This window comes from Pedobacter sp., assembly GCF_965227205.1.
Classification (GTDB): Bacteria; Bacteroidota; Bacteroidia; order Sphingobacteriales; family Sphingobacteriaceae; genus Pedobacter.
Genome location: NZ_OZ245727.1, coordinates 902,743 through 929,128, shown reverse-complemented (window position 1 = coordinate 929,128; position 26,386 = coordinate 902,743). Strand labels below are relative to the sequence as shown.

The window sequence follows — 26,386 nt, the reverse complement described above, 5'->3', positions numbered from 1 at the left end:
TAAATGAATCTAATCCGTTTCGCATTAAGAAAACCCATTTCCATACTCGTTTTAGTAGCAGGTTTATTCTTTTTTGGTATAGGTGCAATCAATCAGATTAAGGTTGATATTTTACCGCAAATGAACTTGCCAGTAATTTATATTGCGCACCCTTTTGGTGGTTATACGCCAAACCAAATGGAAGCCTATTTTGGCAAGCAATATGTTAACATTTTGCTGTTCGCAAATGGTATTAAAAGCATAGAAACCAAAAACACGCAGGGTTTAATGCTGATGAAATTAACCTATTACGAAGGCACAAATATGGCGCAAGCCGCCGCCGAATTAAGTGCGTTATCTACGAGGGCACAAGCAATATTTCCTCCAGGCTCACAACCACCATTTGTAATTAGGTTCGATGCTTCCTCTCTTCCGGTTGGGCAACTCGTTTTAAGTAGCCCTAAACGTTCAAATAACGAATTGCAGGATTTAGCAAATACGTTTGTACGCCCAAGTTTTTCGGCCATTCCCGGTTTACTTTCTCCGGCTCCGTTTGGTGGTAGTCCGCGAACAATTGAGATAAATGTTAACCCTTCCCTACTTAGATCGCATAATTTAACGGTAGATCAGATTGTAGAAGCGATCAGATTAAACAACCAAACCGCACCATCGGGTAACATTCGGATTGGCGACAAAAACTACATCACCCCTACAAACTACACGATTAAAAAAGTTAAAGACTTTGAAAGCATTCCACTGTTTAAAGGTGGTGTTCAAAATTTACAGCTTAGAGATGTTGCGACAATTAAAGATGGAGCCGATTTAGTTGCTGGTTATGCCTTAATTAATGGTAAACGTTCAGTTTATTTAAGCATTGCAAAATCTGGCGATGCTTCTACCTGGGATGTTGTTAAAAATTTGAAGAAAAATCTGCCTAATATTCAAAGTACATTACCAGAAGATGTTCAGCTTTCTTACGAATTTGACCAATCCGTTTATGTAATTAATGCCGTAAAAAGTTTAATTAGCGAAGGTGCAATCGGTGCCATTTTAACCGGCTTAATGGTTTTACTTTTTCTCGGAGATAAACGAGCTGCGTTGATTGTAATTTTGACTATTCCGACATCGATAATTGCCGGGGTTTTATTTTTGAAGTTATTTGGTCAAACCATAAACATCATGACTTTAAGTGGTTTGGCTTTGGCAATCGGTATTTTGGTTGATGAATCTACCGTAACCATCGAAAATATCCATCAGCATTTTGATATGGGTAAACCGAAGGCACTTGCCATTTGGGATGCCTGTAAGGAAATCGCTTTTCCAAAATTACTCATCCTGTTTTGTATTTTAGCAGTTTTTGCACCAGCTTTTACCATGACAGGAATACCTGGTGCACTCTTTTTGCCTTTGGCTTTAGCGATAGGTTTTTCTATGGTGGTGTCGTTTCTTTTATCGCAAACTTTTGTGCCAATAATGGCAAATTGGTTGATGGTTGCGCATCCGAAAAAAGGGTCAACAAATCATCCCGGAATTACGCAGGATGAAGCTGATTTTATTGAAAGCGGAATCCCGATTGAATCTGAAAAGAATACATTAAATCAAAAGAAATTATCAACAGATAAATCAGATGGTAAAATTGGCTTTTTTGATAGGTTCAGAAATCGGTTTATGCGTTTTCTCGACAGAATATTACCTTACAGGAAATCTGTAGTATTAATTTATTTGGTATTAATTATTGGTGCCGCTGCCCTATTATTGGCAAATATTGGTAGAGATGTTCTGCCAAGAGTAAATTCAAGTCAATTTCAATTGCGGCTTCGTGCGCCCGATGGAACACGTTTAGAACGTACCGAGGAAAAAGCAAATGTAGTTTTGGCAGAACTGAAGAAAATGGTTGGAGAAGAGCACGTAGGTATTTCCTCAGTTTATGTTGGGCAACACCCTGCACAGTTCTCGGTAAATCCAATCTATTTATTCATGACCGGACCGCATGAGGCTGTTTTTCAGGTTAACCTAAAAGATTTCGAAGGTGATATGGACGATTTCAAAGATGAATTTCGAGGTAAAATTAAAACAGTTTTACCAGATGTTAAGCTTTCTTTTGAACCAATCGAACTTACAGATAAAGTTTTAAGTCAGGGTTCGCCAACACCAATAGAAGTTAGAATCACTGGAAAGAACAAAAAATTAAACGAGAAGTACGCAAATAAAATATTGGCTGAATTAAAGGAAATCCCTTACATGAGGGACGTTCAGATTGCTCAACCAATAAAATATCCATCGTTAAATATTGATATTGATAGAACCAGAGCTGCTCAAATTGGTGTAGACATGGCAGATATTTCAAGGTCGTTGATTGCATCCACTTCTTCATCCCGTTATACGGATAAAAACATTTGGCTGGATGAAAAAGCATCGCTTCCATACAGTGTACAAGTTCAGGTTCCATTGAATCAAATGACTGATAAAGATGATATTGGAGAAATTCCACTATTAAAAAATGCAGCCAGACCAGTTTTAAGTGATGTTGCTAAAATTACTCCGGATACAACTTATGGCGAGAACGATAATGTTGGTGCGATGCCTTTCTTATCGGTAACCGCTAATCTTTATCAAACCGATTTGGGTACAGCATCAAAAGATGTAAAATTAGCCATTAAAGATTTAGGCGAATTACCAAGAGGCTTAAATGTGGCAACAATTGGATTAAGTAAGGTACTAACAGAAACTTTAGATAGTTTACAATCGGGTTTATTGGTTGCAATCGTAGTGATTTTTTTAATGCTCGCAGCGAACTTTCAATCATTTAAAGTTCCATTGGTAATTTTAGCAACCGTACCCGCTGTAATTCTGGGTTCGCTCTTATTGCTAACCATAACCGGGTCAACACTCAATCTTCAATCTTACATGGGCATAATTATGTCTGTTGGGGTTTCAATCGCAAATGCGGTTTTACTCATTACCAATGCAGAGCAATTACGAAAAGTTAACGGAAATGCTTTAGAATCTGCCAGAGAAGCGGCTGCGTTAAGATTACGCCCAATTATTATGACCAGTATTGCGATGATTGCCGGAATGTTACCAATGGCTATTGGGCATGGAGAAGGTGGTGGAGCGGTTTCTCCTTTAGGCAGAGCTGTAATTGGAGGATTATTAGCATCAACATTTGCGGTGTTAATTGTGTTACCGCTGGTTTTTGCATGGGTTCAGGGCAAAGAAACAACAGATTCTATTTCGCTAGATCCGGAAGATGAAGAAAGTACACATTACATTAAAGGTTTAAAAGAAAACGCTTAACAAACGATAAATGAAAACATATATATATTCGAAATTACTTTTTGGTTCGGCAATGGTTTTGTTATCCGGCTTAACTGCCTGCAACAATTCAGAAAAAAAGGCGGAGAAAAAACAACCTGAGGCTAAGATTGCCACATTCAACTTAAAAAAAGAAAAACTTTCTACTCAGATTACTTTACCCGGCGAACTCATTGCATTGCAACAAGTGGATTTATATGCCAAAATAAGCAGTTTCGTTAGAACCTTAAAAGCCGATATTGGTTCTGAAGTTACTAAAGGACAACTTTTAATGACTTTAGAAGCTCCTGAAATGAATGCTCAGCTTTCTGCCGCTAGATCAAGATTAAAAGCGCAAGAAGCTGTTTATACTGCAAGTAAAGCAAATTACAACCGTTTATACGAAACCAGTAAAACGCCGGGAACCATTTCTACAAATGATTTAGACCAGGCTTTAGCAAGACGAAACGCCGATTTAGCACAGCTTGAAGCCGCAAAAGCAGCTTTCAAAGAAGTTGGCACCATACAAAATTACCTTGAGATTAGAGCGCCATTTAGCGGAATTATATCAGCCAGAAATGTGAATTTAGGCGCATATGTTGGTCCATCGGGCAAAGGTTCAGAGTTGCCATTGTTTACTTTACAAGATCAGAAAAACCTGCGTTTGGCTGTTTCCATTCCAGAAGTATATACAGGTTATTTAAAGCAAGGCGATGAAGTAAACTTTACCGTTAAATCTATCCCCAGTAAAACTTTTACTGCAAAAGTTAAACGACTATCAGGTGCGTTGGATTTAAGATTACGTGCTGAAAGAGTTGAAATGGATGTTCCGAATACATCTAAAACTCTACTTCCAGGTATGGTTGCAGAAATCAATATTCCTTTACCTGCTAATTCCAGCACCTTTATCATTTCAAAAAAATCTCTGTTAGATACCAGCGAAGGATTGTACATATTAAAAGTTGAAAACAGCAAAGCCGTTAGAGTAGCAATTAAAAAAGGTAGAGAAACAGATGATAAGGTAGAAATATTCGGGGATTTGAAAGAAGGCGATCTTTTAGTAAAAGAACCAACTGAAGAAATGCATGATGGTTCAGTAATAAAACTTTAATTGCTTACCCATAGCTAAAATTTATTATTATATTTTTGGAAGAACATCTATTTCAAAATGAAAGATTTTTTTCCAGCACAATATTCTACTTTATCTGCAAGTGCACTTAACAAACACATTGCGAATAGCTATAATTTAACTGGTTTCAATTGTAGATTATTGATTAGAAATGTAAGTGATACATACATTTTAGAAAACGGAACTGAGAAATTTATCTTCAAAATCTATCGCGATTCGCATAGAAAATTAAACGAAATTGAAGATGAGGTAAGGCTCTTGAACATTTTAAAAAATGAAGGGCATTCTATTTCATTTCCAATTGAAGATACTTCTGGTCATTTCATTCAGCAGTTTAATGCAATTGAAGGAACTAGAAACGGTGTATTATTTAGTTATGCTGAAGGTAAGGTAATTCACGATTTGAATCAGGAGCAGTTAAAAAACATTGGAGTTTCCATCGCAAAAATCCACCAAACAACGAGCCAAATAAATTTAAAGAACAGACACGAATTTAATTTCCAAACTACACTTTTTGAACCTTTGGAATCGCTTAAGCCACACTTAATCGATATGCCTGAAGAATTTTCATATCTGCAAGAAATAGCAGCCAAAGTAGTAAATAAGTTTAAAGCGTTTGACACTGAAAATTTCAGCATCGGAATTTGCCATTACGATTTCTTCCCTAAAAACTTTCACTTTGAAGAGGCTGGAAAAATCACATTTTTTGATTTTGATTTCGCTGGAAAAGGTTATCTCATTAATGATTTAATGACTTTTCTAAATCATTTTTTCTTCCATACCTTAAATAATTTAACTACGATTGAGCAAGCAGAAAAAGATTTTAATTTATTTTTAGATGCATATCAAAGTGTAAAAAAATTAAGTGATGATGAGATCAAAGCTATCCCCTATTTAGGCATTACTTTTCATATTTTCTTCTTGAAGTTTTTTTATGATAATTATGATGATTGGTCGAATGCCTTCTTAACACCTCGATACACCAAACGTCGAATAGATTTAATAAAAAAATGGGTAGAAATGTACTGTGATTTTTCATCTTAACATAAACCCTGCCTTAAGCTTTATAATTCAATATCAGAATGTTATATTAGCTTCATATCTAAAACTATCACATCATGGATCAGAAAATCATCACCCTGTACGATAAATATACCCATAGCCAACTTAGCAGAAAAGAGTTTATGAAAAAGCTGGCCATTATAACTGGAAGCACGGCTTTGGCATTAACTGTTTTACCTCTTTTAGAGAACAATTATGTTTCGGCAGCAGGTTTTGAAAGTGACGACATTACCTCCGAAGAAATTACTTTTCCTGGAGTTGATGGTGACATGAAAGGCATATTGGCCAAACCAAAAGGAAAGAAAAAATTAGGTTCTGTGCTTGTTATTCACGAAAACAGAGGTTTAAATCCACATATAATTGATGTTACCAAACGCGTTGCCGCAGAAGGTTATATTGCCTTGGGTGTTGATGCACTATCGCCTTTCGGCGGAACGCCAACCGATGAAGATAAAGGCCGAGAATTAATCGGTAAACTCGACCCGGCTAAAAACCTTCAGAATTATTTAAATGGATTAGAGTATTTAAGAAGCAATAAAGACGGTAACGGGAAAGTTGGCTGTATGGGATTTTGCTGGGGTGGTGGAATGTCGAACAAACTAGCTGTTAACGACCCAAAACTGCAGGCTGCTGTGGCTTACTATGGAGCACAACCAAATACAGCCGATGTTTCTAAAATAAAAGCAAGTGTAATGATGCACTATGGTGGTTTAGATGAACGTATAAACGCAGGTATTCCTGCTTATGAAGCTGCTTTGAAGGAAGGTAAAATCGATTATAAAATCTTCATTTATGATGGCGTAAATCATGCGTTTAACAATAATACCTCACCAACAAGGTATAACGAAGCTGCTGCAAAACTAGCTTGGCAAAGAACTATGGATTTATTTAAAAGTAAATTATCATAATAACAGCTTTCATGAGGCATCTTCTCTGTGCTATAATAAGTATTTTATTTATTTGTTCTTGTCAGGAAAATTATGTTCCAGATAGAGTTCAAATTTCAAATGCTTCCAAAAATCCATCTACTATTCCCTTTAAAAAATATTTAGGTGTTAATGTTTTTGAATGGGATTTTGTTGATGAAAAAGTTTCATCGAGTGTAATTGATGAGAAACGGATGGCATTGATAAAATCATTTGGTGGAGTAAGGCATTATTTGGATTGGGCCAGAATGGAGAATAAACCTGGAAAATATACTTTTAATCCAACACATAATGGTGGTGCATATTATGATGTTATTTACAAAAGATTAAAAGATGAAAACATTGAAGTACTCGTTTGTATAAAGAATGTTTCTAAGTGGTTTGTTTCTAGTTACCCTAAGGCAGAACAAGGTGATGATAATACACCAGTTCCATATGGTTATGATAAAAGTAAACCTCAATCTTATATAATTCAGGCAAAAATGGCTTTTCAGTTTGCTGCAAGATATGGGGCAAATCAAATTATTAACAAATCTTTAATTTCGGTTGATACAACGCTACGCTGGAATGGCGATGATGCTAATACTCAGTTAGTTGGTTTAAATTTAATAAAATATGTAGAATGTAATAACGAACCGGATAAATGGTGGGGAGGAAAAAAGGCGCAACAAACACCCGAAGAATATGCAGCAAATATGTCTGCATTTTATGATGGGCACAAAGGGACTTTGGGAAAAAATGTTGGAGTGAAAAATGCAGACCCAAATATGCAGGTTGTTATGGGCGGCTTAGGTGTCGCCGAACCTGAATTTGTAGAAAAAATGATTGAATGGTGCAGAAAGAATAGAGGTTTAAAAGCTAATGGAACGGTTAACCTATGTTTTGATGTCATTAATTATCATCTGTACTCTAACAATAGTTTTTTAACAGGCAAAGAAGCTACAGTTGGTGTTGCTCCAGAACTTTCTGATATAGGAAAGGTGGCCGATAAGTTTATAAAAATGGCTAAAGAACGTGCTCCAGGTATAGAAGTTTGGGTTACTGAAACAGGATATGATATTGGTAAAACCCCTCAAGGTGCTTTACCAATTAAATCAAAATCATCAAAAATTACTCAGGCAGATTGGAACTTACGAACATCACTCCTGTACGCTCGCCATGGAATTTCACGTTGTATGTTTTATATGCTTGATGATGCCGGAGATATTGAAAGCACCGGACAATACAGTTCATCTGGCTTTCATGATGATTTCAAACCCCGACCATCAGCAGATTACATGCTGCAAACAAAAAAACTTATCGGTGATTTTTTTTACACTGCAACATTAAGCAACGAGCCAATTGTAGATTTATATAAAAAGGGAATAAAACAAATTTACGTATTAACAATTCCAGACCAAACAGGAAGAACAGCTAATTATCAGCTTAATTTAGGCAACTCGAAGCAAGCCATTATCCATAGTTTGCAAGTTGGCAAAAGTGAAATGTTACACCAAACAGTCAGTACTAAAAATGGTAAACTAATAGTTAAGGTAACCGAAACACCAATTTTTGTTGAGAAACTATAAAGCTTATCTTACCTCTAATCGATAGATAAATCCCTTATTACCGGCTAAAACAACAACATTTCCATTTTTAGCTTTTTGCACAGAATTGAAACTTACATCAGAAATGTGAGTCCAACTTTCTCCACCATCTTGAGAAACATCTGTACCAGAAGTTCCTGTAGCTATTAAGGCTTGAGCATTAATATAAGTTACTGCAGAACGATATCCATAAACAGGAACTTTAGGTTTCCTCCATGTTTTGCCTCCATCATTCGTTAAAACGATATTATTGCTATTATCTTTATCCTTAACGTAGTTTCCGCCAACAGCTACACCTGTTTTTGAATCATAAAAATCTATAGAAAATGGTCCTGTTGAAGCTTCTCCCTGCCAAATTGGGCATTTAAATACTTCCCAATCTGAACCATAATTTTTGGAGTGATAAATGTGAGAAACCGATCCTCCGGTTGCAATCCAAACCTTTCCATCAGGAAGTGTTTTAATGGTTGTGCCACTTGCTGCAAAGCCTGCCTCGCCTACAACCAACGATGGATTCATTTTTGAAGAAATATTCTTCCAGGACTTTCCTCCATTTACAGATTTTAACAACTGCATTTTATTGTGGATTGGATCTCCAAATATGATTGCTTTCTTCTTATCCCAAACAGCCAAACCATCTAAAAAAATTGCGGTGTCGGTATTTTTGTAGGTTTCAAGCCAGCTTTTACCACCATCAACAGTTTTTAAAATATAAGCCGGACTGCCTGCATTTACAATTATCGCTTCTGACTCATTAAAGGCTTCAATATCTCTAAAATCAAGTTTTTCATAACCTTTTGGAACAATCCATTCCCAAGTAGAACCACCATCTAAACTTTTGCCAACTCTTCCATTACTTCCGCTTACCCAAATAATTTTATCATCAACTACACTTAAGCCACGGATGCTGGTTTTAGTATTTTCGTTCAGTGGTTTAAGATTGTAATTCTGCGCAGCGCAAAAAAAAGGTGCCAATATTAGGCACCATATTAATTTCTTCATTTCTTTATTATTTCACTCGTTTAAAACTTTCCGAACGTCCCAATAATGAGATTCCGATATAACCTCTAACCGTCATTACATCGGCACCTTTAAGCGAAATATTACAGCTGTAAGTTTTTCCGCTTTTAGGGTCGTAAATTGTACCATCGGTCCATTTACCATCATCGTAAACAAAATCTTTTAAAATTTCTAAGTTTAACAATGGTCGGGTTTGCAAACTTGCAGTTGGGTTTTTTGCATCAACCTTTGGTTTACCATTTAAATTAGGCTCTTTTAACCAAGCTAATTTACCATAGTATTTATCGCCTTTTTTGTAAATTTCAATTTGTCCTTCGCCAGATGGATTTAACCATTTACCCACAATGGCATCTTTATTTTGTGCAAACGTAGTTGTTGCTAGTGCCACAAAAAGTAGCATTAAAATAGGGAATTTTCTCATATCGATTTCTATTTAGTGTTTTTAAAGATAATAATTTGACCTTTTGATCCAAACAAATAATAAAGCAAAAAAGTATGAGAAAGTTTTTATTTGAATAAAATTACTTTGAAACGATAGGTAAATATTTTTGGCGATAAGCAAAAAACAGGAACAAGTTGAATAAAAGCATTACGGCTGCCATCGGCAATTCTTTAGGGCCTAAATATGCGTGGTAAAGGAATATGTTTAAGGTAACCGGGAAAACAATTATTGCTGCAAGTGGCGCAGTTCTACTAAAAATAAGCAGTATGCCACCAACAAGCTCTGTAACTTTAATTAATGGCATTAAATACCCAGTAACCATTACTCCAGCCATAAAAGTAGTTTGGTCTGCCGACATTTGTGGTGCTTCTGGCATCAATTTTAAAAAATAACTTACCGACGCGAAAAGATACATAGCACCTAAAAGCACTCTAATAATAATAACCGCAATTTTCATATAGTTTTTAGTTTAGTTTATTAAAAATAATAAAATTTTATTTTATTGATTGTATCCAGTACATACTCAAACTTCTTTTTCAAGCCTGATATCCATTAAATATTCCCAATCTTTATCAGAAGGTTTTTCCCATTTCCCTTCAATTATTTTACCCATTGCTTTAAACTCACCTTTAAAACGCTCTCTTTCTGATACGATAGTGATTTGGTTATTTTTAAAGTACATGATAGAAATATTCGTACTTCCATTATTATCAAAAGCATAACTGGTAAACTCATTTTTATGTTCGCCCTGCCCTATTATTTCCATTGATTTTACACGTTCATTTCCAATTAAAACATCTACAGTATGAATCACAAATTTTGAACCATCCATCCATTCGTAAATATCGGTTCCATTAATTTTTTTGCCATCAATAGTTTTGCCTGATGTTTTCCATCTACCAATAAAAGGGCTTAGCTCATTCATAATTCATCTTTAAAGGAAAAAGTATAAAAAACATTTTTTTGCTTCAAAAGATTTAAAAATCTTAATTACATATAATTCATTCTTTTATAACCTAACAACCTTCTCCACAACGCAATTTGTCCAATACAATTCGCTTCGCGATAAATTGTAAACGAAATCATATCAAACAAAGTCATTTTCATTCCTGGCATTTCTATTGGCTCGTTCAATTTTTCATCGGTAGCATTTACTAAAGCTTCTTCCAATTTAGCTGAAACATTATCCCAATCTTCAAGAAACTCATTTATGCTCGGATATTTTGCATCATCAATTATGCTGTGATTATCTTTAAAAAGTTCTAATGTTGAAGATTCTAAATCTAAACCGAAAGATTTTGCCAAGTAGTAACGTCCATCAACAACGCTTCCAGTTATCCACGCAATGTGATTTGCCTTCGTATCCAAACGCTTTTGAACATCGCTTTCTGCAATTCCATCCAATGCTCGTTTTAAAAAATCGGTATGCATTTCATACAAAACAATTAGTCCATATAATTTTTCAGTAATCGGTTTCGTTTTCATAATGATGTAATTTGGTTAAACAATAATTAAAGTTACGAGTATATTAATCACTAAGAAATAGCTATTAAAGTCAACATTGAGGTGTGTTTAAGACAAAATTTATATATTTACTTAAGTACAAAAACTAACCAAAATGAATAAAATAGGCGTTTTAATTCCAGAACAATACAAACTATTAAGCGTTGCAGCAATTTTAGAAGTTTTAGAAACTGCCAATAAATTTCAAATTGATGAAGCCTCTAAAAAGTTATTTGATATTACTTTGATAACTTTGGATAAAGACGTTGATGGCTTTTTTAAAACCTACAATAGCGAAACTATTTCTAGCGAAATTAAATACGATTTGATTTTAATTCCTTCTTTTACCACCGATAACATTAGAAATACAATTTTCTTAAATAAGCCATTTATTCCCTGGCTAATAAAACAGTACAATGCGAAAACTGAAATTGCTACTTTTTGTACCGGAGCATTTTTACTTGCCGCGACAGGTTTACTTGATGGAAAAGCTGCAACAACCCATGTTGATGCTTGTGCTGCATTTTCTGCTGCCTTTCCGCAAGTAAGGCTTAAACCAGATAAAACAGTTACGCAAGATGGGCAACTGTTTACAAGTGGTGGAGCAACCTCTACTTTTCACCTGCTTTTATATTTGCTTCAAATACATTGTGGCAAAGAACTGGCGATAAAAACGGCAAAGATTTTTGCTATTGATATGGACAGATCTAACCAGTCTTATTTTAGTTCCTTTCAACCATCCAGACACCATAATGATGATATTGTGGCTTCAGCCCAAGATAAAATCGAAAGCAATTATCAGGATGTTTCAACAATCGAAGAAATGATTAAGGATATTCCATCGAGTAGAAGAAATATTGTTAGGCGGTTTAAACAAGTTATAGGCATTACACCAATTGAATATCTACAACAAACCCGTATCGAAGCCGCAAAAAAGTTACTGGAACAAACTGCGCAGCAAATGACGGAGGTTATTTATAACTCAGGTTATAATGATCCGAAGGCGTTTAGAAAAATATTTAGAAAAACAGTTGGAATGACCCCATCTCAATACAGAGATAAATTTCAGGTTAGGTAATTTTTGATGATATAAATCATCAAAATGTGTTAATTATTGTAAACTATAGAATACAATTAAAAATAAATCTAAATAATAAAATAATTGTTGTTAACTTAACGTTATAGTTATTTAACCAAATAATTATCCCTAATTATGAGCACATTTCTTTTAATTATTTGTTCCTTCTACATTATTTCACTTTTCTCAACGGTTTGCTGCTATTACTCTGCCGAACCAATGCCAAAAGATTACGAAATGTTGTAGTTTTAGTTTCAACCGAAAATGAAACTAAGGATACTTACGCTTAAAGCGCAGGGTGAAATTTGTATTTATCAGATTTAGAAATTATTTGATAACCAATACTACGCCATCATTTTTAATTTTATAATAATATTCGTTCTGCGTATTATGCTTTAATACCTGTATGGCAATTACTTCTCCGGTTTTTTTATCGTAGCTAATAATATCACCCTTCTTTACACGATCTAATACAGATGCTTTGGTATGCTTCGAAATATTTATCATTATAATCCCCTCTTTATCTATCTAAGCAACAATAAACTACAAACAATGTTTCGGTAAATGACAACTAAATATCTGGTTAACAGTTGTGACTTTAATATAACTTATTTTATTGCTGACTCAGAGTTATAAAAACGAAAAAAAGAATAATAAATTATCTTCAATTAGAATATAAAAATCAGCAAGCACTCTATTGATTTCTTAAAAAAGCAAAAGGCTTCCAATAAGGAAGCCTCTTAACCATTATGTGTGTTGTTGTTTTTTAAATTTAATTCCAACCACCGCCTAAAGCATGGTAAACATTTACCACAGCGTTTAACTGTTGTTTTTTAGTTTCAATTAGTTCAAGTTTTGATTGTAAAGCATCTCTTTGAGTCATTAAAACCTCAAAATAATCCGCTCTTGCTGCTCTAAATAAATCATTCGAAATTTCTATCGATTGAGTTAATGCCTGAACTTGCTTGGCTTTTAAATCGTAGCTTTTTTGAAGATTCCAAATATTTGATAATTGGTTCGCAACATCGATATATCCATTTAAAATGGTTTTTTCATAGTTGAATACTGCCTGTAATTGTTTAGCATTTGCAGTTAAATATTCTGCTTTAATTGCATTTCTATTAATTAAAGGTCCCGCTAAATCGCCTGCTAAAGAATATATTAATGATTCTGGAGTTCTCAATAAATAAGAAGGATTAAATGCCTGATAACCAAGCGTTGCAGATATACCTAAAGATGGATAAAACTGTGCTTTTGCTACTTTAACATCAAGCTTTGCAGCAGCTAAATCGTATTCGGCTTGTTTTATATCCGGACGATTGGCTAATAACTGTGCTGGTAAACCAGCCTGAATGTTAGCTGGTACAAGCGTTGTAAAACTACCTTTATCGCGAATAATTGGCTGTGGGAACCTTCCTAATAAAAAGTTGATTTTATTTTCTGATTCAGTAATCTGTTGCTGAATTTCAAACTCCAGACTTTTTGAGCTCAAAACTTCTGCCTCAAATTTACGTACAGCCAATTCAGTAACTCTGGTTGCCTGTTTTTGAATTTTCATCAATTCGAGTGCATTGCTTTGAAGTGCAATGTTCTGTTTTACAATTTCCAATTGATTATCTTGAGCAAGCAGTTCGTAATAAGTGTTTGCAATTTCAGATACAAGATTAGTTACCACAAAGTTTTTGCCTTCAACCGTTGATAAATATCTTGTTAATGCTGCTTTTTTCGCATTGCGAAGTTTATGCCAAATATCAGCTTCCCAATTGGCTTGTAAACCAAAGGCATAATCTGGCAAAATATCTGGCACACCTTTACCCGGAGTAATATCTGTTGATGCATCTCCTGCACCAGCACTGGTGTAACGACCCACTTTATCAAATCCTGCACCTACCCGATAACCAACAGTTGGTAACAACTCTCCGTTTTTAGCCTTGATTTCGTTTCTGGCGATTTCTATTTCCTGAAGTGTGATATTAAGCTCCTGATTATTTTTTAAAGCAGTATCAATCAGGCTTACCAAATTTGGGTCGGTAAAAAACTGACGCCATTGCAATTTTCCACTGCTTAAAGTATCCTGACTAAGCCCAAAGCTTGTCGGAACATTTTTATTTTCATCGCGTTGAGCAAATTCAGGCACTTTACATGCGCTGTAAACAGCGCACATAAAAGCCAACCCAACCATTTTATATCTATTATTCAACATTGTTTTCTAAATCTTCGGTTAAAGGATGTTCTTCTTCAATTTTGATAAGTTTACGTTTATCGGCTATGGTACCAAACACATAGTACAATCCCGGAATTACAATAACCCCGAATACAGTTCCGAATAACATACCTCCGGCAGCAGCGGTTCCAATGGTACGGTTACCAATTGCACCTGGTCCGGTAGCAAAAACCAAAGGAATTAAACCAGCAATAAAGGCAAAGGATGTCATCAAAATAGGGCGGAACCTCACAACCGCACCTTCCATTGCCGAGGCCAGAATTGATTTTCCTTCAGCATGTTTTAATGCGGCAAACTCCACAATCAACACCGCATTTTTACCCAGCAAACCGATTAGCATTACCATCGATACCTGAGCATAAATGTTATTCTCCAAACCAAAAAGCTGCAAGAATAAAAATGCTCCGAAAATACCTGCTGGTAAGGATACGATAACAGCCAACGGTAAAATGAAACTTTCATACTGTGCGGAAAGAACCAAGTACACAAAGCCTAAACAAATCAGGAAGATGTAAATTGCTTCGTTTCCTCTGGTTGCCTGGTCTTTAGAAATACCTGCCCAATCAATACCGTAACCTCTAGGTAAAGTTTTTTTCGCGACTTCTTCAACGGCTTTTAATGCTTCGCCAGAGCTGTAACCTATTGCCTGAGAACCATTTATCTCAGCTGAGTTATACATGTTGTGCCGGGTAATTTCCGAAAGTCCGTAAACTTTGTCCATCGTCATAAATGATGAGAAAGGAACCATCTGGTCTTTATCGTTTTTCACGTATAACTTCATTACATCTTGCGGCAAAGCACGATATTGTGGCAAAGCCTGAACAATAACTTTATATTGCCTACCAAATTTGATAAAGTTGGTTTCGTAGTTACTACCAATTAAATCAGATAGCGTTTCTAAAGCTTTCTCTGGTGTAACGCCTTTTTGCTGCGCTTTATCATTATCAATATTTACCATATACTGCGGGAAACTTGCACTATAAAATGTAAATACAGATTGTAATTCAGGACGTTTATTTAGTTCTTTCACAAAATCCTTACTCACTTTTTCCATCTGAACATAATTGTTGTTACCAGCTTTATCTATTAAACGAAGTTCGAAACCACCAGCGGCACCATAACCCGGAATTGCCGGAGGTTGGAAAAACTCAACAGTTGCACCCGGTAAATTCTTGGATTTTTCTTCTAATTCTTTGATTACATCCTGAGCTGAGTTTTTACGTTCATTCCAATCTTTAAGGTTAATTAAACACGTTCCTGAGTTTGAACCAGTTCCTTCGGTTAACACTTCGTAACCTGCCAAAGCTGAAACTGATTTTACACCTTCAATTTCCTCACAAATTTTCTCTAGCTTTTCCGAAACCTCATTTGTTCTTTCCAATGTTGAACCCGGAGGCGTTTGAATAATGGCATAAATCATTCCCTGATCTTCGTTCGGGATGAACCCTGATGGCACACTATTACTTAAAAAGTATGTACCCACACAGAAGGCACCCAAAATTCCAAACAACAGCAGTCTGCGGGTAACCACTTTATCCATTACTTTTTGGTAACGACCAGTCAATCTAAAAAACCAGGCATTAAAAGCATCCAATGCTTTATCAATAAGCGCTTTTTTCTTCGGATGACCACTATGTTTTTTAAGCATAATTGCACATAAGGCCGGAGTTAAGGTTAAAGCAATAACACCTGATAAGATAATTGCAGTAGCCATGGTAATCGAGAATTGACGATAGAATACACCAACCGGGCCCGACATAAATGCTACCGGAATAAATACCGATGCCATTAAAAAGGTTATGGCCACAATCGCTCCCCCAATTTCGCTTAAAGCCAATTGTGTTGCTTTTAATACCGAGAGTCGCCTGTCGGCTTCCATCTTGGCGTGTACCGCTTCAATTACCACGATGGCATCATCTACCACAATACCAATTGCCAACACCAAAGCAAATAGGGTAATTAAATTTAAGGTGATGCCAAAAAACTGCATGAAGATGAACGATCCAATTAATGAAACCGGAACTGCAATCGCAGGGATTAAGGTTGATCTCCAATCTCCTAAGAAAATGAAAACCACTAAACCCACTAAAATAAATGCTTCTACAAGTGTATGTACTACTTTCTCGATAGATGCATCCAGGAATTTAGAAACATCATAACTGATCTCGTAATCCATCCCTTTGGGAAATGATGAAGCTTTAATTTCCTCCATCCTTGCCTTAACATTTTTGATTACGTCTTGGGCATTACTGCCGTAAGATTGCTTTAACACAATTGCTGCAGAAGGTTTGCCATTAATGTGCGAATACAAATCGTACATCGAACTTCCAAATTCTACATCGGCAACGTCTTTTAATCGTAACAACTCCCCATTTGGGCTAGCTCTTAAAATAATATTCTTGTAACCATCTTCAGTTGTAAAACGACCAGAGTATTTTAGTACGTACTCGAAAGATTCTGAACGTTTACCAGAACTTTCACCGGTTTTACCAGGCGAAGCTTCTAAACTTTGGTTATTTAATGCCTCTAAAACTTCTTCGGATGAAATTTTATACGACAGCATTTTATCAGGCTTTAACCAAATACGCATCGCATATTCGCGGTTACCCAAAATATCTGCAAAACCAACACCATCTACTCTTTTCAATTCCGGAAGCAAATTAATGTCCGAGTAATTGTAAAGGAAATTTTCATTCATGTGCGGGTCTTTACTAAATACGTTAATGTACATTAACATATTCGGTTGCTGGCGACTGATTTTAATCCCCTCACGAATAACTAGAGGAGGTAATTTATTGGTAACTGCAGCCACACGGTTTTGAACATTAATCGTAGCCTGATCTGGATCTGTACCCAAATTAAATACAAGCTGCACAGATGCCTCACCATCGTTACCTGCGTCAGAAGTCATATACTTCATTCCAGGGATACCGTTTAAAGCTCTCTCTAATGGAATAACAACGGCTTTAATTAATAACTCGTTATTTGCTCCGGGATATTCTGCCGTAATGTTTACCATTGGCGGAGAAATATTCGGAAGTTGTGTTACGGGCAGGCCAACAAGGGCCAAAACTCCGATAAATACTATTACAAGTGAAATAACAATTGACAGTACGGGTCTTTTTATGAATTTACTAAACATGATGATCTTGTTATGGGAAATTATTCAGCCTTTAATTGCAATTGTTGTAATGCTTCTTTTGGAGCTACGAAAGTGAATTTAATCTTATCGTCGTCTTTAACTTTCTGAACGCCTTCTAATAAAATTTTATCTCCGGCAGAAAGACCTTTAGATACGATATATATATCCGGCAATTCGCCGCCAATACCAATTTCCCTTGATCTTACAATGTTTTTACTATCGATTACAAATACAAATCGTTTATCCTGTAATTCGTAAGTTGCTTTTTGAGGAATAATTAAGGCGTTTTTTAAAGGCACAACCATTTGAATTTTACCGGTTTCGCCATTTCTTAATAATTGATTTGGATTTGGAAATTTAGCTCTAAAAGCAATGTTTCCAGTTTCTGAATCGAACTCACTTTCAATTACCTCAACCTTACCTTTTGAACTTAAGAGTTGATTATTAGCTAATAATAAGCTCACTTCTTGTGGTTCTTTTGATTTTGCTGTGCTTTGATAATTCAGATATTCAGGCTCTGATACGTTGAAATAAGCAAAAACCTGACTATTATCTGAAAGGCTTGTAAGCAATGCACCTTCATCTACCAAACTTCCTAATTTTAAAGGAATACGGTCAATCGTACCATCGAATGGAGCCCGAATTTCTGTATTAGATAAATGGAATTTAGCAACCGAAGTTTGCGCATTTGCTTGTTGCAATTTTGCTTTTGCCATAGCCAATTCATTTTTAGCTACCACATTTTTATCAGAAAGTAATTTGGTATTTTCTAACTCGATTTCAGCAGCTTTGGTTTCTGCCTGTGCCTTTAATAATTCAGCTTGCGCCATTCTCGGCATAATCCTGAACAATAATTGTCCGGCTTTTACATGCTGACCTTCATCAACATATATATTTTGCAAATAACCCTTTTCCTGTGCACGAATTTCTATGTTTCTAACGGATTTAATTTGCGATACATATTCCTTTGTAAAGGATGTATCCATGGTAACAGGCGAAGTAGCAGTATAAGTTACTTCCTCTTCCTTTTCTTCTTTTTTTGATGTACAACCTGTAACGTAAAGCAAGGCACAAAGGCCTAAACACATAACACTTCTTCTCATCTTTTTTGTCGAATAGTTTATCTGATTTAATTTTTTTTATGATTAAATTCAAGAGCATTCAATTTGCAAGACAATTTCTGTTACAGAAATAAATTAGACCTTTTAAATTAACGTACCCTTGTGATTTAATACTGGTACGAAATAAAGACAGATTTATGAAGTTATAATGAAGTTGATACAATGACGGCAACTAAGGCTGATTACTAATAACATATTTTAATTAAGCAATAAACAATTAATAGCTTTTAACTATTAATATATAGAATTAATTGATTGTGATTACTGGTTTCAATACCCTAATTTTATATCAGCCGAAAATTTTAGCCTTGGCTTATTTAAACAAAACATAAATATTATAATATGGAAAAAGATCCTAACGACATCAGCAAATGCCCATTTCATAATGGCACCATGAAACATAATGTAGGTGGTGGCGGTACCCGTAACCACAATTGGTGGCCTAATCAACTTAAACTTAATATCCTTCGTCAGCAATCTTCTTTATCAAACCCAATGGATAAAGATTTTAGCTACGTTGAGGCTTTTAATAGTTTGGATTTAGAAGCGGTAAAAAATGATTTACATGCTTTAATGACAGATTCTCAAGATTGGTGGCCGGCTGATTTTGGGCATTACGGTGGTCTTTTTATCCGTATGGCTTGGCATAGTGCAGGTACATACCGTGTTGGCGATGGCCGTGGTGGTGCAGGTGCGGGTTTACAGCGTTTTGCGCCATTAAACAGCTGGCCTGATAATGTTAGTTTAGATAAAGCACGTAGATTACTTTGGCCAATTAAACAAAAATATGGTCAAAAAATATCTTGGGCAGATTTGATGATTTTAGCTGGAAACATTGCTTTAGAATCTATGGGTTTTAAAACCTTTGGTTTTGCCGGAGGCAGAGAAGATGTTTGGGAAGCTGATGAATCTGTCTATTGGGGTTCGGAAACTACCTGGTTAGGTGGCGATGTTCGTTATGCTCATGGTTCTGACGGTGCGCCAAAAAATCATGGAGTAGTTGTTACGGATGATGATGCAGATGGCGATGTACATTCCCGCAATTTGGAAAAACCCCTTGCAGCGGTACAAATGGGTTTAATTTATGTAAATCCTGAAGGACCAGATGGTAACCCTGACCCAATTTTGGCTGCAAAAGATATCCGAGATACTTTTGCCCGTATGGCGATGGATGATGAAGAAACAGTGGCTTTAATTGCCGGCGGACATACATTCGGTAAAACGCATGGTGCGGCATCTGCAGATAATGTAGGCAAAGAACCAGAAGCCTCAGATATTGAATCGCAAGGATTTGGCTGGAATAATAAATATGGCTCTGGTAAAGGCGCTGATGCAATAACCAGTGGTTTAGAAGTAATCTGGACAATCACACCAACGCAATGGAGTAATAACTTTTTCGAAAATCTTTTTGGTTTTGAATGGGAATTAACTAAAAGTCCGGCTGGTGCGCACCAATGGGTAGCAAAAGATGCAGATTCTATTATCCCTGATGCATTTGATAGCAACAAAAAACATAAGCCAACTATGCTTACTACAGATCTTTCATTGAGATTTGACTCTGCTTATGAAAAAATATCAAGACGCTTTTTAGAAAATCCTGATGCTTTTGCTGATGCTTTTTCGAGAGCATGGTTTAAGTTAACACATCGCGATATGGGTCCGAAAGCTCGTTATCAAGGTGCAGATGTGCCACAAGAAGATTTATTATGGCAAGATGTAATTCCTGCAGTTAATCATCCATTGGTTGATGAAAATGATATTTCAGCATTAAAAAATAAAATCGCTGAGTCGGGATTAAGTGTTAGTCAGTTGGTTTCTACCGCATGGGCTTCAGCTTCTACATTCCGTGGTTCTGATAAGCGTGGCGGTGCAAATGGCGCAAGAATTCGCCTATTGCCACAAAAAGATTGGAAAGTTAATAATCCAGAGCAATTACAAACAGTATTGGCTAAGCTAGAAAGCGTCCAACAAAACTTTAACAACAGTGCTATTGATGGCAAGAAAGTTTCACTTGCAGATTTAATTGTATTAGCAGGAACAGTTGGTGTTGAGCAGGCTGCAAACAAGGCAGGTCATTCTGTAAATATTCCGTTTTCAGCCGGTCGTATGGATGCTTCGCAAGAGCAAACTGATATCGAATCATTTGGCTATTTAGAGCCGGTTGCTGATGGATTCAGAAATTATAGAAAAATTAAGTTTCAGGTTTCAACAGAAGAATTATTGGTTGATAAAGCTCAACTTTTAACGCTAACTGCACCAGAATTGACGGTACTTTTAGGCGGCTTAAGAGTGTTGGATATTAATGCAGATGGTTCAAAAAACGGCGTTTTCACCGAAAATCCAGGTCAACTTACAAATGATTTCTTCATCAACTTACTTGATATGAATACCCAATGGAAATCAACATCTGATGATAAGGAACTTTATATCGGAACAAACCGTAAAACTGGACAACCAAAATGGACTGCAACTCGTGCTGATTTAGTATTCGGTTCGAATTCTGAACTTAGGGCAATTGCAGAAGTTTACGGAAGTACAGATTCAAAAGAGAAATTTGTTAACGATTTCGTTAAAGTTTGGAATAAAGTAATGAATTTAGATAGGTTTGATTTGAGTTAATCAGACATTATTAATTCAAAATATAAAGGTGTTGTATTATTTACAGCACCTTTTTTTGTTTTATCAAATCAAATTCTGCCTGATGGCAGTTTTAACTAAAGAAGCAATGTTTTTCGCCTGAAATTTAGCAAGTAGATTTTTTCGATGCGTATCTATTGTGGTTACGCTAACAAAAAGCTTCGTTGCAATTTCGTTATTCGTTAAGCCGTCGGCAATGAGTTCTAAAATTTCTTTTTCTCTTCTGGTAAGTAAAATGTTTGAATCATCACTTTTTCTTAAAACCTGAGATGCTTCTGCACTTAAATAAGTTTTTCCGGCCATAACCGTAAAAATTGCATCGGTGAGTTCTTTTCTGGTAGCATTTTTCAGCAGATAGCCTGATGCACCTTTATCAATAATTTTTTGAATAAAACTTTGCTGATTAAAAGTGCTTAATCCTAAAACTTTAATATTTGGATAAGTTTTACGAACAATTTCACACAATTCTATCCCGCTTTCTTCGCCTAAATTAATATCCATTAAAATAACATCAGGTTCGTGGAGTTTTAAAAAAGCAAGGCAAGATTCAGATGAGCTTGCATGTCCAACCCATGATATATTTGCTTCATTTTGAAGTAACGATTTTACGCCTTCAATAACCATATAGTGGTCATCAACCATAAAAACCTTTATCACTATCATACATTAAATTCTATATGTACAGATGTTCCACTGTCCTTTTCAGATTTAACATCCAATTTCCCTTTTAAGAAATCAACTCTATTTTTAATATTATTCCAGCCAATTCCCTCAACTTTATTTAGAATATTCAAATCGAAACCATCACCATCATCTTCTACAGTTATGCTAACGTTATTTCCGGTTTTGGCAAGCTGAACAACAGCTGTACGAGCGGCAGCGTGTTTCATGGTATTATTAAGTAATTCTTGTACAATTCTAAATATGGTAATAGAAGTTGTATTGTCTAAAGTTACATTTTCCATACCAATAGCTTGATAACTAACCTGTAAAGCACCACTAGTGTTAACATCGGCACAAAAATCTTTTAGCGCTGTATCTAAACTAAATTTCACCAATGCTTCCGGCATCATGTTGTGTGCTACCCTACGCATCTCTTTTATCGAACTATCAAGCATTTCCATGCTTCGTTCAAATGCCTGTGCGTTGTCAGGCGTCATAATAAGATTCCCCTTCATATGCTGAAATGAATATTTAATACCGCTAAGCATGCCACCTAAACCATCGTGTAAATCTTTTGCCAAGCGAGTTCTTTCTTGCTCTTCTCCTTTTAAAACGGCTTCTGTAGCGGTTAACTGTTTCTCCGTTTCTAACTCGTTAATCAGTTGTTGTTGAAGCTTTTGTTTATTTCTATAATTTCTATAACCTAAAAATCCAATTATTAATAAAGCAACTGCCCCGCTAATTAGAATGTAATTAAGTGTATTTTTCTCGCGAATGGTCGCGTCTTGCAATTTTATTTGGTTATCTTTCTTCTCCGTTTCGTATTTTTTTTCTAAAGAAGCGATGTAGTTTTTATTATCTAGTGAAATTATTGAATCGCCCAATTCTGTGTTTTTTATATTGTACTCCAACGCTTCCTTATACTTGCCCCATTCCATATATAATCTGGCGTAGTTTTCAAGTAAAATCAATTTTTGATTAATTTCATTTGTTTTATTCACTTCAACTTCACTTGATTTTAGAATACGTTCAGCCTCAGAAAATTTTTTCTGCAACGCCAACACCCTCGAAAGCTGCATTTTAGATTGAACAATACTAAAATTCATTTGATTTTCCTCAGCAATGCGCAAGCTGCTGTTAAAATCGTTATTGGCTTCACCCAGCTCGCTTAAATTCATGTTCAGTACGCCAGAAATAAGGTGATAGGCTATTAGCTTAGTTGGTTGATAGGTAGTTCTATAATTTATTAATGCGTTGTTTCTGGTTATTTTAGCATTTTTAATATCCTGCAAAAAAATATACGACTGCAGTAGCGCAACATTTGCGATAAACAAAGCTTCTTTGTTATTTGCAAGTTTTGCATACTCCATTGCCTTTTTACTACTTTCCAACTCATTTTTATAGTCGTTAATATCTTTATAAAACAAGCTCAAATTATAATAAGAGTTTACTAAAGACTGATAGTTTTTTAGTCTCTCAAATACTTTAATAGCACTCATTTGATAGTCAACAGATTTTTTAAAATCGCCTAAATACCTGTAGTTAGTCGAAATCGTTAAGTTAATCTTCGCCAATAAATCATCTTTATTAGTGTTATTTGTTCTTTTTACAGCTTGCAATGCCGAATCTAAAATTTTTAATGCGCCTTTATAATCAGATGCTGCCGTAAGCATGAATGATTTATTCTGGTAGACCACTGCTTTTTCATAACCAAGGTTATTACGATTTGCTAGGTTCAATGCTTCTGTATAATACTTAACGGCTACTTTCTTGTCCTTGTTTTCGTGAAGTTTTGCCAAATCTTTTAAAGCAATAATCTGATCTGCCGGGTTGGTACTTACTTGCAACAAACGTTTAATGCTATCAATTTTTATTTGTTGGGCATTTACAGAAACAGAAATAAAAAACACAAAAGGAAACACCAGTTTTTTAAGAGATATTTTCATATTATTTAGGTACAAATAAAACCAATTATAATGTACATGAACTCCCCTTTTTCTATGATTTTTTTTCGAGTTGAGGAGCATAAACCTAGTATCATTGGTGTACTAAATATAAAAATTGTATTTGATGATTTACTCATTTTTAAGCAGTTAGATTAAAATCATACTTTTCGGGGATAAACTTCCTCAGATTTTGAACTCAACTTTATATCATAAAATTAAACAGTAAACTCTTATGAAAAAGTTAAGCACATTACTGGCAATAATTATCTGTCTTGTTGCCTGCAAAAAAGAAGTCATTACAAATATTCCTGATGACGAAGGCGTAAATGTGGTTTATGCCGCAGGTTCGGTTATAGATGTTACAGGAATGAGTAAGGCTTGTTACTGGAAAAACGGCAATCTCGTTTTACTTCCAATGCCCGAAACCGCTTTCGGAAGCACAAGCACCATCATCCAAAAAGATAAAGATATTTATGTATGCGGCAGCTACAATAGTAATGGAACTTTTATAGGCTGTGTTTGGAAAAATAGCACAAAGCAAGATTTACAAATGATAACCGGTTTCCCTCGCGTATCGCCACAAAAAATGTTTATAGTGGGTAATGATGTATATGTTTCAGGGTCTGTTGATAATGGCTTTAGCGCCAAAATCTGTTATTGGAAGAATGGAGTACCAACGGTTATTACTGATGTGCATGACAATTCTGCCATTAACAACGCAAACGCCATTTATGTATCAGGAAATGATATTTACATTACCGGGCAAAGTACAAAGTATCCAGGTATAGAGGTGGCGAGTTATTGGAAAAATGGAACCAGAAGCGATTTAACGTTTACCCATACCACTCAATGGAGCATGGGAAAAGACATCAAATTTGTTAATAACACCTTATATGCAGGCGGTTACGCTTACGATGCTGCTAATCTTGTAAGCCAGGCTATGATTTGGAAAAACGGAATGGGCCAAAGCCTACCTACAATTGGCGATGCAAGTGTAGAAGATTTAGCCATTATTGAGAATGATGTTTATGCCTCTGGATGGTTTAAACGAAACAGAGGCGCTATTAAGGAAGCCTGTTATTGGAAAAATAATGCCATAAATATTCTTCAAACACCAGAAGGTAGCGAATCTGAAACGAGCAGTATAGCTCTAAATAATGCAGAGATTTTCATTGGCGGAACGATACGCAATCTTGAAACTGGAAAAAGTAGTGCCGTTTACTGGAAAAATGGCACAAAGGTAAATCTGGCTAATGGCAGCCAAAACGATGCAAGAGTTGCAGATATTTTTATTGGCAAAGAATAGATAATTATTAAACCCATTAATTTTTTGAAAAGCAAGGTTCGGCATTTTATAGGTACCGAAAGCCCCGCCATCCGCTGTATCCCGAGAAATTCGGGATGCTCGCTCCTGTCGGGTTTAGCTTACTTAGGTTAACCTAAATATTATAGCCCTGACAAAGCGAAAAGCCCACAATGGAGCGCAGCGAAATGAGGACTTGCAGCGATGGCGGGACTAACGAAAATAAATGGCAATGAATTTGCGCTTCAAAAAAAATCATGCTTTTGGGGGATATAAATTCATCGTTTACGAGCCTAACTTTAAATAGTTTAACCAATCCCATTAATAAAACTAAACATGAAAAAGCACTTAACTTTTGGAATAATAAGTCTTATGTTCCTAACCGTTTCCTGGAAAGTTGCAAGCGAAATTTTGGAAAACATTGGTTTACAGGAAAAAACCGCGAAAGATTATATTTTGCAAAATGTAGTTGGTGATTTTACCAATAAGCCTGTTGATGCCGAACAAGAAGATTTTGGTGGTGCCGAAAATACGCTCGATCAACAATTGAAATCGTTTAAAGTTCCTCGATTAAGTATGTTGCCACAAATTATCGCAGGCGATAAGGCAGGCATTACCAAAGATGTTTGTGCATACATAAAGCAATATATAGAAAGTAAAGATTTTGCTGTTGCATATGCTAATAAAAGAGAAGCGGCCAAACCAACTACAGAACCGTACAGAATGGATGCTTCGGCAATTGCATCGCTAAAAGCTAATTTAAAAGATGCTGAAGCTGGTTTGGGAAAAATGAAAAGCGCAAAAATGCCTACATCAACTTTACAGCAAATGGAAGCCGGAATTGCAAGTTTAAAAAAGACAATAGCCGAGCAAGGCGATCCAACACCAAATAAAACCAAGTGGAATAAAATGTATCCTGTTAATCCGGCTGATGCCGTTAAAGCAAGGCTGCAAGAATACATAACATTGGCAAACACTGTTGATTTTAATGCCGCAACAACACCATCCGGAAGAAGGAAAAAATTTGACAACGCTGCATTTGAAAAGAAAAGTTTAAAATGGAAAGCAATTTACAGAGCTGGTAAAGAAGTAAATGGTGTTGCTACAAGTTTTTGCAAAGATTGGTTAAATCAAGGCGTAAAAATTGGGCAATACGCTATGGATAATGAGCTTACCGAGAAAAATATTAATGCTCCGGCTGCAAAATCAAATGATAACGAGAGCCCCAAAAAAGAAGCACCAACGGTAAAAAAAGGCCTGCTTAATAAGCTAAAATCTATTACCAAAATTCCTTAATTAAAATTCAATAAGATATCCGCAACTGATTATAG

20 protein-coding genes are annotated in these 26,386 nt (G+C 35.7%); 9 read left to right on the top strand and 11 right to left on the bottom strand.

The features are described from left to right. The first annotated feature begins 3 nt into the window (after positions 1-3). The 5 genes from ACO05K_RS03955 (at position 4) to ACO05K_RS03935 (ending at position 7,958) form a co-directional block, all read left to right on the top strand. Positions 4-3,276 (top strand): efflux RND transporter permease subunit, encoded by a 3,273-nt coding sequence (locus tag ACO05K_RS03955; protein ID WP_421943168.1) that lies wholly within the window; start codon positions 4-6, stop codon positions 3,274-3,276. Between the two features lie 10 nt (positions 3,277-3,286). Next, a complete protein-coding gene (locus ACO05K_RS03950; RefSeq protein ID WP_421943167.1) occupies positions 3,287-4,384 on the top strand; it encodes an efflux RND transporter periplasmic adaptor subunit in 1,098 nt (365 codons plus the stop codon). A gap of 57 nt (positions 4,385-4,441) precedes the next feature. After that, entirely contained in the window at positions 4,442-5,446 is a 1,005-nt protein-coding gene (locus ACO05K_RS03945) for a phosphotransferase enzyme family protein (RefSeq protein ID WP_421943166.1), read from the top strand. 74 nt (positions 5,447-5,520) lie between these two features. Continuing rightward, positions 5,521-6,372, top strand: coding sequence for a dienelactone hydrolase family protein (locus ACO05K_RS03940; RefSeq protein WP_421943165.1), 852 nt, complete (start codon positions 5,521-5,523; stop codon positions 6,370-6,372). Positions 6,373-6,383: 11 nt separating this feature from the next. Beyond that, complete coding sequence (locus ACO05K_RS03935) at positions 6,384-7,958, top strand: hypothetical protein (RefSeq protein ID WP_421943164.1); 1,575 nt, start codon at positions 6,384-6,386, stop codon at positions 7,956-7,958. Between the two features lie 3 nt (positions 7,959-7,961). Here the strand turns inward: ACO05K_RS03935 and ACO05K_RS03930 are convergent, their stop codons facing one another. From ACO05K_RS03930 to ACO05K_RS03910, 5 genes are all read right to left on the bottom strand, one after another. Next, on the bottom strand, positions 7,962-8,978 hold the full coding sequence (locus tag ACO05K_RS03930; protein ID WP_421943163.1) for a WD40/YVTN/BNR-like repeat-containing protein: 1,017 nt from the start codon (positions 8,976-8,978) through the stop codon (positions 7,962-7,964). A gap of 7 nt (positions 8,979-8,985) precedes the next feature. Beyond that, the gene (locus ACO05K_RS03925) at positions 8,986-9,417 is read right to left on the bottom strand and encodes a DUF2147 domain-containing protein (RefSeq protein ID WP_421943162.1); all 432 of its coding nucleotides are present in this window, start codon (positions 9,415-9,417) and stop codon (positions 8,986-8,988) included. 100 nt (positions 9,418-9,517) lie between these two features. Next, positions 9,518-9,895, bottom strand: a complete 378-nt coding sequence (locus ACO05K_RS03920; protein ID WP_421943161.1) for a DoxX family membrane protein — start codon at positions 9,893-9,895, stop codon at positions 9,518-9,520. A gap of 66 nt (positions 9,896-9,961) precedes the next feature. Then, a complete protein-coding gene (locus ACO05K_RS03915) occupies positions 9,962-10,363 on the bottom strand; it encodes a hypothetical protein (protein ID WP_421943160.1) in 402 nt (133 codons plus the stop codon). A gap of 65 nt (positions 10,364-10,428) precedes the next feature. Further along, positions 10,429-10,923 carry a DinB family protein gene (locus ACO05K_RS03910; protein WP_421943159.1) on the bottom strand — a complete coding sequence of 165 codons (495 nt, stop codon included), beginning with the start codon at positions 10,921-10,923 and terminating at the stop codon, positions 10,429-10,431. Positions 10,924-11,056: 133 nt separating this feature from the next. Between ACO05K_RS03910 and ACO05K_RS03905 the strand changes: the two genes are divergently transcribed. After that, positions 11,057-12,019, top strand: a complete 963-nt coding sequence (locus ACO05K_RS03905; protein WP_421943158.1) for a GlxA family transcriptional regulator — start codon at positions 11,057-11,059, stop codon at positions 12,017-12,019. Between the two features lie 327 nt (positions 12,020-12,346). Here ACO05K_RS03905 and ACO05K_RS03900 read toward each other — a convergent pair whose 3' ends face one another. The 4 genes from ACO05K_RS03900 to ACO05K_RS03885 form a co-directional block, all read right to left on the bottom strand. Further along, positions 12,347-12,526 carry a hypothetical protein gene (locus ACO05K_RS03900; protein ID WP_421943157.1) on the bottom strand — a complete coding sequence of 60 codons (180 nt, stop codon included), beginning with the start codon at positions 12,524-12,526 and terminating at the stop codon, positions 12,347-12,349. A gap of 265 nt (positions 12,527-12,791) precedes the next feature. Continuing rightward, positions 12,792-14,222 (bottom strand): TolC family protein, encoded by a 1,431-nt coding sequence (locus ACO05K_RS03895; RefSeq protein WP_421943156.1) that lies wholly within the window; start codon positions 14,220-14,222, stop codon positions 12,792-12,794. After that, positions 14,212-17,385, bottom strand: coding sequence for an efflux RND transporter permease subunit (locus ACO05K_RS03890; protein ID WP_421943155.1), 3,174 nt, complete (start codon positions 17,383-17,385; stop codon positions 14,212-14,214). The genes ACO05K_RS03895 and ACO05K_RS03890 overlap by 11 nt, the downstream gene beginning before the upstream one ends. A 20-nt stretch (positions 17,386-17,405) precedes the next feature. After that, on the bottom strand, positions 17,406-18,488 hold the full coding sequence (locus tag ACO05K_RS03885) for an efflux RND transporter periplasmic adaptor subunit (RefSeq protein ID WP_421943154.1): 1,083 nt from the start codon (positions 18,486-18,488) through the stop codon (positions 17,406-17,408). A gap of 360 nt (positions 18,489-18,848) precedes the next feature. Here ACO05K_RS03885 and katG point away from each other — a divergent pair, with 360 nt between their 5' ends. Beyond that, entirely contained in the window at positions 18,849-21,125 is a 2,277-nt protein-coding gene (gene katG, locus ACO05K_RS03880) for a catalase/peroxidase HPI (protein ID WP_421943153.1), read from the top strand. 63 nt (positions 21,126-21,188) lie between these two features. On the opposite strand, the gene ACO05K_RS03875 is transcribed toward katG, so the two are convergent. Both ACO05K_RS03875 and ACO05K_RS03870 read right to left on the bottom strand, forming a co-directional pair. Then, positions 21,189-21,806 carry a response regulator gene (locus ACO05K_RS03875; RefSeq protein ID WP_421943152.1) on the bottom strand — a complete coding sequence of 206 codons (618 nt, stop codon included), beginning with the start codon at positions 21,804-21,806 and terminating at the stop codon, positions 21,189-21,191. Next, complete coding sequence (locus ACO05K_RS03870; protein WP_421943151.1) at positions 21,803-23,752, bottom strand: tetratricopeptide repeat-containing sensor histidine kinase; 1,950 nt, start codon at positions 23,750-23,752, stop codon at positions 21,803-21,805. The genes ACO05K_RS03875 and ACO05K_RS03870 overlap by 4 nt, the downstream gene beginning before the upstream one ends. A gap of 232 nt (positions 23,753-23,984) precedes the next feature. On the opposite strand from ACO05K_RS03870, the gene ACO05K_RS03865 reads away from it, so the two are divergent. Both ACO05K_RS03865 and ACO05K_RS03860 read left to right on the top strand, forming a co-directional pair. Then, on the top strand, positions 23,985-25,058 hold the full coding sequence (locus tag ACO05K_RS03865) for a hypothetical protein (protein WP_421943150.1): 1,074 nt from the start codon (positions 23,985-23,987) through the stop codon (positions 25,056-25,058). Between the two features lie 333 nt (positions 25,059-25,391). Beyond that, the gene (locus ACO05K_RS03860; protein WP_421943149.1) at positions 25,392-26,351 is read left to right on the top strand and encodes a hypothetical protein; all 960 of its coding nucleotides are present in this window, start codon (positions 25,392-25,394) and stop codon (positions 26,349-26,351) included. The last annotated feature ends 35 nt before the right edge of the window (positions 26,352-26,386 follow it).